At 56.9% G+C, this 14,678-nt stretch carries 16 protein-coding genes; 10 read left to right on the forward strand and 6 right to left on the reverse strand.

The genetic code is table 11. From position 1 onward, the window contains the following. Positions 1 to 50: 50 nt before the first annotated feature. The gene (gene acs, locus ACYZT8_RS22390) at positions 51 to 2,006 is read right to left on the reverse strand and encodes an acetate--CoA ligase (protein ID WP_131059699.1); all 1,956 of its coding nucleotides are present in this window, start codon (positions 2,004 to 2,006) and stop codon (positions 51 to 53) included. Between the two features lie 431 nt (positions 2,007 to 2,437). Between acs and ACYZT8_RS22395 the strand changes: the two genes are divergently transcribed. The 5 genes from ACYZT8_RS22395 (at position 2,438) to ACYZT8_RS22415 (ending at position 7,588) form a co-directional block, all read left to right on the forward strand. Further along, entirely contained in the window at positions 2,438 to 2,701 is a 264-nt protein-coding gene (locus ACYZT8_RS22395; RefSeq protein WP_010457261.1) for a DUF2790 domain-containing protein, read from the forward strand. A gap of 539 nt (positions 2,702 to 3,240) precedes the next feature. Further along, positions 3,241 to 4,491: a ribonucleotide-diphosphate reductase subunit beta gene (locus ACYZT8_RS22400; protein ID WP_017340233.1), complete on the forward strand. Its 1,251-nt coding sequence runs from the start codon at positions 3,241 to 3,243 to the stop codon at positions 4,489 to 4,491. A 411-nt stretch (positions 4,492 to 4,902) separates the two neighbouring features. Continuing rightward, complete coding sequence (locus ACYZT8_RS22405; protein ID WP_461975999.1) at positions 4,903 to 5,436, forward strand: BRO-N domain-containing protein; 534 nt, start codon at positions 4,903 to 4,905, stop codon at positions 5,434 to 5,436. 115 nt (positions 5,437 to 5,551) lie between these two features. Beyond that, on the forward strand, positions 5,552 to 6,265 hold the full coding sequence (locus ACYZT8_RS22410; RefSeq protein WP_461976001.1) for an HNH endonuclease: 714 nt from the start codon (positions 5,552 to 5,554) through the stop codon (positions 6,263 to 6,265). Positions 6,266 to 6,601: 336 nt separating this feature from the next. After that, entirely contained in the window at positions 6,602 to 7,588 is a 987-nt protein-coding gene (locus ACYZT8_RS22415) for a hypothetical protein (protein WP_461976003.1), read from the forward strand. A gap of 30 nt (positions 7,589 to 7,618) precedes the next feature. Here ACYZT8_RS22415 and ACYZT8_RS22420 read toward each other — a convergent pair whose 3' ends face one another. From ACYZT8_RS22420 to ACYZT8_RS22430, 3 genes are all read right to left on the reverse strand, one after another. After that, positions 7,619 to 8,314, reverse strand: coding sequence for a DUF6933 domain-containing protein (locus ACYZT8_RS22420; protein ID WP_461976005.1), 696 nt, complete (start codon positions 8,312 to 8,314; stop codon positions 7,619 to 7,621). 30 nt (positions 8,315 to 8,344) lie between these two features. After that, a complete protein-coding gene (locus tag ACYZT8_RS22425) occupies positions 8,345 to 8,713 on the reverse strand; it encodes a hypothetical protein (RefSeq protein WP_461976007.1) in 369 nt (122 codons plus the stop codon). 72 nt (positions 8,714 to 8,785) lie between these two features. After that, positions 8,786 to 9,601 (reverse strand): sulfite exporter TauE/SafE family protein, encoded by an 816-nt coding sequence (locus tag ACYZT8_RS22430; RefSeq protein ID WP_461976009.1) that lies wholly within the window; start codon positions 9,599 to 9,601, stop codon positions 8,786 to 8,788. Positions 9,602 to 9,713: 112 nt separating this feature from the next. On the opposite strand from ACYZT8_RS22430, the gene ACYZT8_RS22435 reads away from it, so the two are divergent. From ACYZT8_RS22435 to ACYZT8_RS22445, 3 genes are all read left to right on the forward strand, one after another. Beyond that, the gene (locus tag ACYZT8_RS22435) at positions 9,714 to 10,481 is read left to right on the forward strand and encodes an AraC family transcriptional regulator (protein ID WP_461976011.1); all 768 of its coding nucleotides are present in this window, start codon (positions 9,714 to 9,716) and stop codon (positions 10,479 to 10,481) included. A 93-nt stretch (positions 10,482 to 10,574) separates the two neighbouring features. Continuing rightward, a complete protein-coding gene (locus ACYZT8_RS22440) occupies positions 10,575 to 10,892 on the forward strand; it encodes a helix-turn-helix domain-containing protein (protein ID WP_131059705.1) in 318 nt (105 codons plus the stop codon). A gap of 11 nt (positions 10,893 to 10,903) precedes the next feature. Further along, on the forward strand, positions 10,904 to 11,173 hold the full coding sequence (locus ACYZT8_RS22445) for an XRE family transcriptional regulator (protein WP_461976014.1): 270 nt from the start codon (positions 10,904 to 10,906) through the stop codon (positions 11,171 to 11,173). Here the strand turns inward: ACYZT8_RS22445 and ACYZT8_RS22450 are convergent. After that, positions 11,161 to 12,219 carry an MBL fold metallo-hydrolase gene (locus ACYZT8_RS22450; RefSeq protein ID WP_461976016.1) on the reverse strand — a complete coding sequence of 353 codons (1,059 nt, stop codon included), beginning with the start codon at positions 12,217 to 12,219 and terminating at the stop codon, positions 11,161 to 11,163. The genes ACYZT8_RS22445 and ACYZT8_RS22450 overlap by 13 nt on opposite strands. A 214-nt stretch (positions 12,220 to 12,433) precedes the next feature. Here ACYZT8_RS22450 and ACYZT8_RS22455 point away from each other — a divergent pair, with 214 nt between their 5' ends. After that, positions 12,434 to 13,042 (forward strand): TetR/AcrR family transcriptional regulator, encoded by a 609-nt coding sequence (locus tag ACYZT8_RS22455; protein ID WP_461976018.1) that lies wholly within the window; start codon positions 12,434 to 12,436, stop codon positions 13,040 to 13,042. Between the two features lie 139 nt (positions 13,043 to 13,181). Beyond that, the gene (locus ACYZT8_RS22460) at positions 13,182 to 13,721 is read left to right on the forward strand and encodes a DUF1003 domain-containing protein (RefSeq protein ID WP_461976020.1); all 540 of its coding nucleotides are present in this window, start codon (positions 13,182 to 13,184) and stop codon (positions 13,719 to 13,721) included. A 7-nt stretch (positions 13,722 to 13,728) separates the two neighbouring features. Here the strand turns inward: ACYZT8_RS22460 and ACYZT8_RS22465 are convergent, their stop codons facing one another. Next, the gene (locus ACYZT8_RS22465; RefSeq protein WP_461976022.1) at positions 13,729 to 14,670 is read right to left on the reverse strand and encodes a LysR family transcriptional regulator; all 942 of its coding nucleotides are present in this window, start codon (positions 14,668 to 14,670) and stop codon (positions 13,729 to 13,731) included. Positions 14,671 to 14,678 lie beyond the last annotated feature (8 nt).

Raw genomic sequence — 14,678 nt, forward strand, 5'->3', positions numbered from 1 at the left:
CCCACCCGGCGCAATGCCGGGCGGGGCTTCGATGACTCAGGAACGGCGAATCAAGCGACGTTCATGATCTTGTGTTCATCAATCAAATGCTGCACCACACCCGGATCCGCCAGGGTAGAGATATCCCCCAACCCATCGTATTCCGCCGTCGCAATCTTGCGCAAAATCCGGCGCATGATCTTGCCCGAACGGGTTTTCGGCAAGCCCGGCGCCCACTGGATGACATCCGGCGAGGCAATCGGGCCTATCTCTTTACGCACCCAGTTTTTCAGCTCAAGGCGTAGTTGCTCGCTCGGCTCTTCGCCACCGATCAACGTGACGTAGACGTAGATGCCCTGCCCCTTGATGTCGTGCGGCACGCCAACCACGGCAGCCTCGGCGACTTTCGGGTGAGCGACCATCGCGCTTTCAATCTCGGCGGTGCCCATGCGGTGGCCGGACACGTTGAGCACGTCATCCACACGCCCGGTGATCCAGTAGTAACCGTCTTCGTCGCGACGTGCGCCGTCGCCAGTGAAGTACATGCCACGGAACGTCTTGAAGTAGGTGTCGACGAAGCGGTCATGGTCACCGTACAGCGTGCGCGCCTGGCCTGGCCACGAATCCAGAATCACCAGGTTGCCTTCAGCGACGCCTTCGAGGATGTTGCCCAGGTTGTCCACCAGTGCCGGCACCACGCCGAAGAACGGACGTGCCGCCGAACCCGGTTTGAGACCGTGAGCGCCCGGCAGCGGGCTCATCATGTTGCCGCCGGTTTCGGTCTGCCACCAGGTGTCGACGATCGGGCAACGGGATTGGCCGACGTTCTTGTAGTACCAATCCCACGCTTCCGGGTTGATCGGCTCACCGACCGACCCCAACAGACGCAGGCTGCTGCCATCAGCGCCTTCAACAGCGGCTTTACCCGACGCCATCATCGCGCGGATAGCGGTGGGCGCGGTGTAGAGGATATTGACCTTGTGCTTGTCGACGATCTTCGCCACCCGGGTGATGTCCGGATAGTTCGGCACGCCTTCGAACAGCACGGTGGTCGCGCCGTTGGCCAACGGACCGTAAACGATATAAGTGTGGCCGGTGACCCAGCCGACGTCAGCGGTGCACCAGTAGATTTCGCCCGGGCGGTAGTCGAATACGCGCTCGTGAGTCATGGCGGCGTAAAGCAGATAACCGCCGGTGGTGTGCTGCACGCCTTTAGGCTTGCCGGTGGAACCGGAGGTGTAAAGGATGAACAGCGCTTCTTCGGCGCCCATCTCTTTCGGCGCGCAGACGCTGCCCGCCACGTTCATCAGGTCTTCGTACCAGATGTCGCGATGCTGGTTCCACTTGATGTTGCCACCGGTGCGCTTGCACACGATGACTTTCTGGATGCTGCTGGTTTCCGGGTTCGTCAGCGCGTCGTCGACGTTGGTCTTGAGCGGGATCTTCTTGCCGGCACGAATGCCTTCGTCAGCGGTGATCACCACTTTGGATTTGCAGTCGATGATGCGACCGGCCAGGGCTTCTGGCGAGAAACCACCGAACACGACCGAGTGAATCGCGCCGATCCGGGTGCAAGCCAACATGGCGACCACGGCTTCGGGGATCATCGGCATATAGATAGTCACCACGTCGCCGCGGTGTACATCCTGGCCGCGCAAGGCGTTGGCGAACTTGCAGACTTGTTCGTGCAGCTCGCGGTAGGTGATGTTGCGGCTTTCGGCAGGATCATCCCCCTCCCAAATGATCGCGACTTGATCGCCGCGCTCCGCCAGATGACGGTCGAGGCAGTTGTAGGAAACGTTCAGGGTGCCGTCGGCGAACCATTTGATGTCGACATGGTGATCGTCGAAAGACGTCTGTTTCACCGTGGTGAAAGGCTTGATCCAGTCGAGGCGCTTGGCTTGCTCGCGCCAGAAGCCGTCAGGGTTGACGACCGACTGCTGGTACATGGCTTTGTAGGTTGCCTCGTCGGTCAGCGTGTTGGCTGCTACCTCGGGACGAACGGGATACAGAGAAGCCGCACTCATCTTTCTTACCTCGGTGGAATAGTTGTTTTTGTATGACCCCAGTTGTAGCCGGGCCGGGCCTATAGAACCATTCGACGATGGTAGTAACAAGCCCCTACAAAATGTGGCTATACCTCGCCGATGCGCTCAAGAGCGGTGATTTCAGAGGCTTGATCGTTCCCACGCTCTGCGTGGGAACGATCATTGGCTTCATCAGCGAGCCAAAGGCCGCTTTTCGAGGATTGTTACGAAATCCGCCAAAGGTGTTTATCAAAACCCCACCTATATGAATCCACCCTCCACGCCTAAAATCCGCCTCGCCAACAAGGCACTGTGATTAACCAAGTTACAGCCCCCACGAAGGCAGTTAATCCAAAACTCTTTCATCAAGCTCCACACGCAACCCGAAAAGGTTGCGTGACCCCATTCGACCTCTAAAAGGTAAATCTGAAATGAAAGCTTTATTAGTTCTGGCCCTCTCCAGCCTGTGCGCAACCGCCATGGCAGACGAGGTCCCGACTGATGTCGCACAGCAGAAACCAGCCATCGAGGAATACACTTACTCGACTCACCTGGACATCGCCAAAGTTATCTCCATGAGCGAAGTCCCCAATGTGTGCGAAGTTGTTCCGGTGAAAATGGAATACGACGACTCCCAAGGTCAACGCCACATCCTGCGCTACAGCATCATGGGTAACGGCTGCACCAACGGATGATCGTGACTGCACCGAATCGGACCCTTTCAGCTGATCGCTGACGGTCGATTCCAGCCCGGCTTCGGCCGGGCTCAGTTGTGTTTTGAAGCGGCCAAACCCCTTGCAAACCACAAGATGTAGTGAAAAACGCCGTTTTTGGCTGTTTTTTGAACAAATTCGATTCAGCGTCAAAATTAACGAAAAAAAATCTGCACCGGCCAAAGCCCTGTAATCCCTCGGTTTGCTCCAAAAACCGTCCCTTTCGGCCCCTCCATGAGCCGATTCGCCGCACCACGCCGGCAAAAATTTCCTTATAATGCGGCCTTAAACGGGCCTGCAATATTCCCTTACAGGGACGAAAGCCAGTCTGAAGCCCCGCAGAAGCGTTTGTCGCTCACTGCGCCCATCAGTGGCTCTCAGAACCCCGTACAAAATTATGTTTATTTGCCTGCGTGTACCGCTGCAAAAAACGCTATCCAACGCGGCCAGTACGGCCGTGTGAAAAACAACCAATCAGTTTTCACACGGGCATCTGGCCCTCACGCAGGAGACGACACGTCATGCTGAGCTGGGACGAATTCGACAAAGAAGACAGCGGCGAGACCGTGGTAAAAGGCGCCAACGCCGGCCACGCGACTGAAGCCAACATGGACCGACTCGACACCGCTGGTGGTGTCGCCGCTCAAGAAGCTCGCGCCGTTACCGCGAACGACTCTGCCGCTATCGCCCGTGCCAAAGCTGCCCTGGACAACCTCGACATCGCCGAAGGCCTCGCCGAACTCGAAGGCGCCTCCGCCCGCGTCGCTGTCGACGAAAAGCGCATGATCAACTGCCGCGCCGACCTCAACCAACTCGTACCTTTCAAGTACGACTGGGCCTGGCAGAAATACCTGGACGGCTGCGCAAACCACTGGATGCCGCAAGAAGTCAACATGACCGCCGACATCGCCCTCTGGAAAGACCCGGAAGGCCTGACCGACGACGAGCGCCGCATCGTGATGCGCAACCTCGGCTTCTTCTCCACCGCCGACTCCCTGGTTGCCAACAACCTGGTCCTGGCCGTGTACCGCCTGATCACCAACCCGGAATGCCGCCAGTACATCCTGCGCCAGGCTTTCGAAGAGGCGATCCACACCCACGCCTACCAGTACTGCATCGAATCGTTGGCCATGGATGAAGGCGAGATCTTCAACATGTACCACGAGATCCCATCGGTCGCGAAAAAAGCCACCTGGGGCCTCAAATACACCCGCTCGATCTCCGATCCGAAGTTCGAAACCGGCACCGTCGAAACCGACAAAGAACTGCTGCGCAACCTGATCGCCTACTACTGCGTTCTGGAAGGCATCTTCTTCTACTGCGGCTTCACCCAAATCCTCTCCATGGGCCGCCGCAACAAAATGACCGGCGTCGCCGAGCAGTTCCAATACATCCTGCGCGACGAATCCATGCACCTGAACTTCGGCATCGACGTGATCAACCAGATCAAAATCGAAAACCCGCACTTGTGGGATGCTGAGATGAAGGAAGAGGCTTCGCAGATGATTCTGCAGGGGACTCAGCTGGAGATCGAATATGCGCGGGATACCATGCCTCGTGGCGTACTCGGCATGAATGCGGCGATGATGGAGGACTATCTGAAGTTCATCGCTAACCGTCGTTTGTCGCAGATCGGTCTTAAAGAAGAGTATCCAGGGACGACTAACCCGTTCCCTTGGATGAGCGAGATTATGGACTTGAAGAAAGAGAAGAATTTCTTTGAGACTCGGGTTATTGAGTATCAGACTGGTGGGGCTTTGAGCTGGGATTGATTCCTGGCGCTAGCCGCAATTTGCCGATTACGAGTTAGAAATCGACAAATCGAAAACCTGAAAGCCCCGATTTTTCGGGGCTTTTTATTGCCTGGAATAATCCTTAACCGCCCCTACGCCACTTTGTTAAAACTCCTACAGCCCCCCATATCCCTTTCCTGATTGATGCCCGGTTCATGCACCTCTAAGCTCAATGCAGGTGCCTAAGAAACGCCCAACGTAGAAGCAGAATTGTTCGCACAGACCCTCGGGATGTCGTTAAGACAAATCCTCGGTCCTGTGCAAATAAACTGCTCGTTGGGATTTCTTACATCCTCTACGTCGGGTTAAGGCATTCCCATTTATTCGTAGAGGTAATCGATATGCGCACACAAAAATCGCTCAGATCCTCCGTATCTGCGGAGCGCGATCATGCTTGATCCTTTCATTCCCACGGTCTTCATCCGTCATAACCTCCACCTCAACGCCCTGCTCTTGGAAAACCAACCGTGGTTTTGCGCCCGTGATCTAGGTCGCTTAATGGGTTTCCATTTGAGTGATCGGGTGGTTAGCAAACTGGACGAGGATCAGCGGCATACGCTGTTGATTGAGTATCACGGCCAACCTGAGAAGCGGTTGATGCTCAGCGAGTCCGGCGTGTACGCGTTGCTCGTCTATCACTACGTTCCGGGGAATCGGCTGTTACGCGAGTGGCTGACCCATCAAGTGGTGCCAGCCCTGCGCGATGCAGGGCAGTCAAAGAACTCTGAACAACCAATGTTGAGTTTGCTGGATTGGCCGGAGATGTCGTTGAGCCTGTTGCATTGGCAGGATGAAGGCTGGATTCGGCTGCGTGATATGCCTTATCTGTTGCTCAACCGTACGCGGCGGCGGGTCACGGTGGTTAAGCCTTGGTGGCGGAAGGTTGTGGAGGTGTTTCAGTCTTCGAAGCAGCAGGTGGGATAGGTGACGCGCCTGTAGGATCAATCGCAAGACTCGTCGCTATTGTTTGTAGGAATTTTCGTAGACGTCGTAATGGCCACTCAGTATCGTCCGAGGGTTTTCAACCCTCGGCGACTGTATGGACACTCCAAAAGAAAGAACTGGCTGGGATGACCGAGAGCTAGAGGCTTCGGTTGATGCTTACCTAAAGATGCTGAGTCTCGAATTGAGCAATCAACCGATAAAAAAGGCTGACGAGAATCGTCTTTTGCGCGAAGGACCGTTGAGCAAGCGCAGTGCTTCATCGGTTGAGTACCGCATGCAAAACATTTCGGCCGTAATGGCGCAAATGGGTCTGAGATACATTGTTGGCTATGTACCTGCAAAGAACGTCGGCAGCGGAATCAGCAGCCGGGTTCGAAAAATACTTGCCGAGAAAAATATCGACCGCTTCCGTCTTACACCCGAGCCAGCGAACCAGCAGGTTACTTATCGGCTGTTAGTGGCTGCCCCACCCCATGCTGACGACGTACCGGAAGGAATTCTGAATCCCACACAGATCAGCACCGCAACGATTAGGTATGCACGGGCGAAGAAGATTTCCGATTGGATATTGAAACAATCCGAAGGCCGCTGCGAAGGATGCAAGCAAAAAGCTCCTTTTCTGCGTTCTGACGGATTGCCTTACCTTGAAGTCCATCATGTTAAGCATTTGGCCAAGAAAGGCTCGGATCGTCCGAAGAACGCCGTGGTGTTATGCCCTAATTGTCATAGACGTTGTCACTACTCAAGCGATAGGGATGAGTTTACTGCTTGGCTTTATGACAACGTCGCACGGCTGAGACGTGAGTAATCGAGCTGAATGCAATTCGTGACGAAGGAGCTTGCTCCCGTTCGGCTGCGAAGCAGTCGCCATGCAAACAACTCGATCTGCCTGATGCACCGCGTTTACCGATTTGGGTCTGCTGCGCAGCCCAGCGGAAGCAAGCTTCCTCGCCACAGTGTGTTGCGTTGCTGCAGAGTTAGCGCTCGATAGATCGGCCGAGTTGCTGCCGAAACTCGCGAGCAGGCTCGCTCCCACAGGTTTGGTGTGTTGCCGCAGATTTTGCGGGGTGTTGAAAACAGTGAGTGCAACCCGCCCCGCCTCCCGCTATTAATACCCTTCCCCCCTCAAGGACCCGAGCCCGCCATGAAATTCGACCTCGCCTACTGCCTCAGTCTCGACGACAAGCTGTCGATCTATGACGTGCGCGATCTCAATTTCGACGAGACCATGGAGTTCGATTCCGCCAAAGAACACTTCCAATGTCCCAATGACGCATGCAGAGCGGCCTTCGATGCAGCGAATGTGTTGACGACGTTCAACGCCAAGAACGTGAATTACGTTCGCACCCCGCACTTCAAGAACACGCCCAGCACCCGGCATGTGGCGGATTGTCCTTATGTCAGTCTCAAGGCGTCGGCGTCCGGTGTGGACGCGGACGGTGCAGAAACGGATGACAGTCGTGAGGAGCATTTTCCGTCGGAGTTGTTGCTGACTCGGCGTGAGTATGTGCGTAAGCCGTCGAACCCTGCGGTGACATTGGATGTTGTGCGGGACGATCCGAAGCCAACCTCTACGGCTAGCAACACAGAGCACCCGACCCGCGAAACGGCGCCGGACAAGACCAGTGTCTTCGCCCACCCGGTGGAGTGTTTTGTGTCGAACTTCGAGGACAAGGACCTGCTCAAGCGCATGCCGCTGAAGATTGGCGAGCACACGGCGCCTTACGGGTCGTTCTTCAAGAAGATCGAATACCTGACGGACAACAAGGGGCTGATTTACTGGGGCAAGATCAAGGAGATCAAGGATTACACTCAGAGCTTTCGGATCGATTTCGAACAGAAGGTCTGGTTCAAGCAGGCGGACGAGGCGAAGAAGAAGCCGTATTCAGTCAACGTTTACCTGAGCAAGAAGTTGGTCGAGAACTACCGCAAGCGCAAAGCGTTTCTGGAAGAGATCAAGCATGCCGTCGACAGTGAGGCGCAGTTGTATTGCTTCTTTTATGGCGTGACGCCGGAGTTGAAGCAGGTGCCGAGCAAGAAAAACCCCGAGCAGACGTTCGGGGTGTTCAGTGCGAATATTGAGAACCTGGATCACTTTGTTATTCGTGAGGCGCCGGGATTGCAAGGTTAGTTGGCCGGACTACGACGATATCGCGACGGCTCATGGCGCTTCTTGAGCCAACTGCGTTTCGAGCGCCCATATCTCCCGCTTCACTTCCATACGTCGCTCACGGGCTGCGTGAATACTCGGCTCATCGAGGCCGCCGTAACGGCGTAACCAGTGAGCCATCATTTCTTCTTCCGGGTAGAAGTAATCCTTATGCCCTTTACCACCTCTGAGGTACTTATTCATATCGCCATCGAAGCGGCCAGCCGAGAATTCGTCTGAGGGTAAAGAGCCCCATTCGGCGGCGCAGTCCTCAAATACCCATGCGATTTCATTGATGTGCTTTTGCGCACCGCGATGACCGCGTTTGTAAAACACGTACTCACCGCAACTCTCCAGGAAACGCTCCATCATCGGCTCGTCATCGATCCAGCGAAGGATGTCGTGCTGCCCCGCATGGCGCATCAAGCCGTTTATCCAACGCTCGGCAAAACGGTGAACAAATCCTTCGATATCCGCTTTTTTCGCGTCCGCGAAAATCATGCAATAACGGGTTTGCACATGGATGACGAACAACACGTGCTTGCGTTGGACGGTGATGGCGTGGACCAGCCACTGTTCGGCGGAGTCAACCGGCTCATCGTCCTCGATAACGGGCGATGGCGGTTTCTCCACAGGTGAGATTTTCTTGCCCTTGTGGACCCGACTGAAAAAACTGCTGGCAGCTTCGGTGCAATTGAAGATCAACATCCTTGGTCCTTTAATTCGTCTGTACGGGTGTCAGTCCTGTCGCACAATTTCGTCGACCCATTCAAGTTCATAAGGCTGGCGAACAACATCCGAGATGTAATCCAGCGCCTCTTCGCTCAGAACTGATAACTCTGCGTCGGTCAGCAAGTCATGCATGACAAACAACCTCAAAGCGGTGAAAGCACTTGAACGGGATTGGCTGTATCGGTCAAAAACGAGGGCCATGTCCTTGTTCCGATTGTGGATCAAGCCGTAAAGCATTCCGTACCGAGCGTGAGCAGACAGCGCCCCGTGCTGGGTAATGGCTTTCGCATCGGCAAGAACACCTTGGCAAAATCGGTCTAGCGCGATTTTGCGCAGTTCCTTGAATTTCTTCCAGTCGCTTTCGAGGATCGACATTACATTCTCCTGCGTGAAATCTTGAACAATGCGAAGGGCATTTTCTTGAGAATTGGCCTGCTGATTCCAACCCTAGTTGGCACACATACTCAGCATCACCAAAACTAGCAAACCTACATACACCCGCGCATGCATTCGGTCCGGAATCCGACCGATCCAAGGCGTGGCCAACCGAATCCCCACCAACGATCCCATCGTCAAAGCCGCAAACGCCAGCAGATCCACGTAGCCGATAAACCACGACCCCAGATCAAACCCGGTGAACCCCGCCATCGCCATGTGCGTCGCCGTCCCGGCCAATGCCACGGGCAGGCTTAGCGGATTTGCCATCGACGTTGCCTGAGACATGCTCAACCCACAACGTCGTAACAACGGCACGGTCATGACGCTGCCGCCCACGCCGAGAAACGTCGCGATCGCGCCGATTCCTACGCCACCACAAGACACTTCTGCCCTACCCAATCGCCGTGGGATTGCGGTGTCGGACGCTGTCAGAAAACCACGTCGGAACAGGCAATCCACATTGGTCACGCCCAGGTACGCGATGAAGGCATAACGAATCACCTCTCCACTCACCCACATCGCGGCGGCTGCTCCGACGATTGCGCCCAATCCGATGAACCCACCCAACGGCCACAGGTAATGGCGAATGAGATTACCGGCGCGGTGATGTTTTCCCGTGGCGACCAATGCGTTAACGATCATCACACACGTCGAAGTCGCCACAGCAATGTGCATCGCCGACTGGCCAACAGGGTCATCGGCACCATGGCTGGCCATGAGCATGCGATAAAGCAATGGCACCACAACAAACCCGCCTCCAAAGCCAAACAACACCGCAGTAACGCCAGTCGTGCACCCAAAGAACCCCAGCAAAAGATAAAACATCACACGTCGTCCATTGATTGAGAGCCGCCGACAATAGAGCGATGCGCCTTGGCCTGCTTCAGCAACTCAGCCAATAATGTTCGCGTTTACGCCAACTGCTGGAAGCCGCTCAATGCGCAACATTTCGATCAATCTGCTGGATGACACCCCGCGCTCGGTGGTGGCGATCGGTACGGATTATTCCCACGGCCATGTGTTGCCCCGTCATACACATCGGCGGGCACAACTCCTGTACGGCGCCACGGGGGTGATGCAGGTCAGTACGCACGACGGCAATTGGGTGGTGCCGCCACAACGGGCGGTGTGGATTCCGGCGGGGGTGGCACATGAGGTTCTGATGCTGGGGGTGAGCACGCGCAGTTTGTACATCGAACCCGGGAGGGTCGATCTGGGGGCTCGTTGTCAGGTGATCAGTGTGTCGCCGTTGATGCGGCACTTGTTGATGGAGGCGGTGGAGGTCCCGCTGGCGTATGACGAGGCCGGGCGCGATGGCGCGCTGATCGACTTGCTGCTGCATGAACTGGCGCGCAGTGCTCATTTGCCGTTGCACATTCCTTTACCGGTCGATGTGCGGTTGCTGGGGTTGTGCCAAGGCTTTTTGCAGCGGCCCGACGCGCATCAATCGCCACAGCAATGGGCTGATCAATTGCACATCAGCCTGCGTACGTTTAATCGGCTGTTCAGTCAGCAGACTGGCCTGAGTTTCAGCCAATGGCGCCAGCGGGCCTGCGTGGTGCTGGCTCTGGCCCGGTTGGCGGCGGGTACGCCGGTGACGCGTATTGCGCTGGATTTCGGCTATGAGAGCCCGGCGGCATTCTCGACCATGTTTCGCCGCGTATTGGGGCAGGCACCGTCCGTCTGGATGGAGGGGGCGACATAGCAAAAATCAAAAAATGAGTTTGATCCGGGCGCAAAACAACTGTACAAAACAACAGTACTTTTTGGATTAGCACTCTCGAGCCCGGAGAACACCATGGCCTCTCTTGCGATGAAAATCACCCTGGAACGTATCGCCCTTTTCCAATTCACCCCGGCCCACTGCGCCCAGGCCCGAGCGATGCTGGGATGGAGTGTGGAAGAGCTCTCGGAGGAATCCGGGGTCTCCGTGGACGCCATTCTGCGTTTTGAGGACGAGCGCGATGTACTGGATGTCACCCGCCTGGCGTTGGCGTATCGGTTTGAATCGGAGGGGTTGGTGTTCTTCCCGGGATTTGCGCCGGGTCGAGGGATGAACATTAAAGGATCGACGCCTGATCCGGTGGGTCGGGCGGACTATGCGATGGTTGAGTGAGGGGTCAGCGGATGAATGGAATCGATGAATGCGACAGGCGCGGCAATCCGTCTTCGGGTGCCGATGCGAGGGAGATGAGGGCCAAAGCCGAATACCTCATGAAGATCGGGATGCTCCTCGATACCGGTCAGTTGGGTAAGGCGGAAGCGGCGCAAAGGCTTGGGCTGACAGCGGGGGAACTGGATGAAATTCTCGACGGGAATGTTTGCGATCTAACCGTGGCGAAAATCGCGGGCCGCTCCATGGCGAGCGGCCCGACGGCAGAGGATCAAGCGTTCTGAGTGGCGACCTGAGCGTTTTCGTTTTCCAGTCCGGACCACCAGGTATTTCCGCGCTGTGGGTACATGACGTTGAACGCCTCACCCATTTGCGGTGTGGTGATCGACACATTGCGCTCCCAGGCCAATGCGAGGATCCGATCGAAGGGCTCGAACCAGGCGTGCATCGACAAATCAAAGGTGCCGTTGTGAATCGGCAATAACCAGCGCCCTTTGAGGTCGATGTGCGCTTGCAGGGTTTCCTCAGGCTGCATGTGAACGTGAGGCCACTCGACGTTGTAGGCACCGGTTTCCATGAGGGTCAGGTCGAACGGGCCGTACTGTTCGCCGATGCGTTTGAAGCCATCGAAATAACCGCTGTCGCCGCTGAAGAAGATGCGCGTGTCGCCGTCGATCATCACCCACGAGGCCCAGAGCGTGCTGTTGCCATCGAACAGGCCACGGCCGGAGAAGTGCTGCGACGGTGTGGCGATAAACTGCATGCCGTCGACTTCCGTGCCCTGCCACCAATCCAGTTGGCGCACTTTGCTGGCATCGACGCCCCACTTGATCAGGGTGTCGCCCACGCCCAGCGGCGTCAGGAAGTACTTGGCCTTGTCCGCCAGTTTGAGCACGGCTTGATAATCGAGGTGGTCGTAGTGGTCGTGCGACAGGATCACCGCTTCAATCGGCGGCAGTTCTTCGAGGCTGATTGGCGACTGGTGAAAACGCTTGGGACCGGCCCACTGCACCGGCGAAGCGCGTTCGGCGAAGACCGGGTCGGTGATCCAGAATTTGTCCCGCAGTTTCAGCAGTACGGTGGAGTGGCCGAGGCGATAGACGCTGTGGTTGGGTGCAGCGATCAGCGCTGCCTGAGTCAGGGTTTGTACCGGGACGGGCGCTGTCGGGCGGGTGTTGCGCGGTTTGTGGAAGATCATGCTCCACATGATGCGCACCATTTTCCGAAAACCTTCACGTTGCACGGGCGCATGATTTCGGAAAAGCCCTTCTGCCTGACGGGAGGCTTCAGGCGTGGAGGCGTTGTCCGCAGGGGAAATTGAGTTGGCCATGACTGAGTAACTCCAGAAAAACTGCACTGAGCGGTTCTTCACGGTGGGACGATTAATGGCCAAAGCACGCACGCATCAGCCGGAGATTCTATTTTTCGCTGCGCAGGATTAACAAAACATTACACTGCACAGTGTAGTTTCTAGGTTGCATCAAACCCGATCACAAGTAAACTGCCGAGTGTAATTCTCTTTATCTTCCTGCCGAAGCGTACTTATGACAGCTCCACAGCGCCTCACTGACCGTAAACGCGAAGCCATCATTCAGGCGGCGATCGCCGAATTCCGTGCCAACGGTTTCGACATCACCAGCATGGACAAGATCGCTGCCACTGCTGGCGTGTCGAAGCGCACGGTGTACAACCACTTCCCCAGCAAGGAAGAATTGTTCGCCGAAATCCTCAATCAACTGTGGGCGCGGGTGACCGCAGAGCAGGACACGTCCTACCGCCCTGACCTGCCGCTGCGCGATCAAATGCGCCTGATGTTGAAGGCGAAATTGCAGATGCTGGGCGATGACAATTTTCTCGACCTGGCGCGGGTGGCGATCGCCGCCACCATTCATTCTCCCGAGCGCGCGCAAAACATGGTTGCCCGAATGGGTGAGCGTGAAGAAGGCCTGACCGTGTGGATCCGCGCAGCCCAGGCGGACGGTCGATTGAAACCGGTCGACCCTGAATTTGCCGCACAGCAGATTCAGGGAATGCTCAAATCCTTTGCGTTCTGGCCGCAGATTTCCATGGGGCTCCCGGCGCTGTCAGACGAGATGCAGAGCACCGTGGTGGAGTCGGCACTGGACATGTTTCTGGCCTGTTATCAGCGCTGAATCGAGCTGCAACAAATGACAATGTCGGCCGATTGACCGGTCATGGGTCGCGCTGAATACATCGCTGCAATGTGTTTCAGAATGAAACTGGCGCTGGGGCTATAGTGAGCCTCAGTCCCAGCGCCCTGCAGAGAGCATCATGACCACCAACACCAACGAAACCGCCCCCGCCGCTCCCGTCGATCACCTGCGTTTTCACCGCGCTCACGCTCACCTGGCGCCGACGTTCGGCAACGACAAGTTTGCCCTGCGCGCCGAGGCCTTTGCGCGGTTCTTCGGCACGCCGACCTTTCTGGGTGCCCAGACGCTGATTGTGGTGCTCTGGGTGTGTCTCAACATTTTTGGCGTGACCCACTTCGACGTCTATCCGTTCATCCTGCTCAACCTGGCCTTCAGCCTGCAATCGGCTTACGCCGCCCCGCTGATTCTGTTGGCCCAAACCCGTCAGGCAGCGCGGGACAAAGCCCAGTCCGACGCCGACGCCCTGCACCGGGAATCCCTCGCAGTCGCCAACAGCGAACGTCAGGCACAAGCGGCGCAGAACACCGCGCAGCTGATGACCTTGCTCGAGCAGAACACCCGGCTGACGGAATTGACCAAGACCCTGACCGAACGCATCGAAAACCTGACCTCGGAAATGCATCAGCATTTCGTGCTCAAGGATCAGCCAAAGGTTTAGCGCCCGGTCACGGCAATCGAAGCGCCCGCCCCAGCTCATCGAACAACGTCACCACCGAGCGCAACGCTCGACAGTCCGGACGGGTGAGCAACCAGAGCGCGGTGTCGTAGCCGTGCAACGGGCCGGTCAACGGTTGCAGTTCGTCACCGATCAAGAAGTCCGGCAACGCCGCGACGCCCAGCCCGGCCCTCACCAACTCGGTCACCGACAACATACTGTTGCAGCGATAACCGGGCGTCACGCCGGGCAATTGCTGGCGCCGCCAGGCAACGGTGGGATGGTCGGGAAGAAAGTCATCCGGCGCGATCCAGGTCAGTGAGGCCAGGTCTTCAGGATCGACCGATTTCAAGTACGCCGCGCTGGCACAGACCCGATAGGAAATATCCGCCAGACATCGACCGACCAAGTGTTCGGGCGGCGTGCGGGTGAGGCGCAAGGCGATGTCGGCATCGCGGCGGCTGAGGTTGGCGAAGTCGTTTGAGGTGCTCAGCTCGAGGGTCAGTGCCGGGTAGGACGGCATGAACTGCGCCAGTGCCGGCAGCAGCAACCCTTGCAGAACAGAATCGGTACAGGTCAACCGCACCGTGCCGCTCACAACTTCACCGCCCTGCTCCACGCCGATGCGCGCCGCTTCCAGCGCCTGTTCCGCTCGTTCAGCTTGCTCGGCGAGGGTTTGCGCAAGCGTGGTTGTCAGGTATCCGGCGCGGCTCTTTTCGAACAGTTGCTGGCCCAGCGCGGCTTCGAGTCGGCGAACGGCGCGAAACACCGTCGAGACGTCGACCTTCAACAACGCCGAGGCCCGGGCCAGAGAGCCGCCGCGCACCAAGGCGAGAATCAGCGCCAGGTCTGGATAGTCGAGCCGATAGTGCGTCGCTGCATTGATCACTTGGGATAACGCCAATATTGAATGCGTGAACGCCAATCTATAGTGGGTGCCAGGAATCAACAAGCGTCGAG

The organism is Pseudomonas sp. LB3P93 (assembly GCF_054898025.1).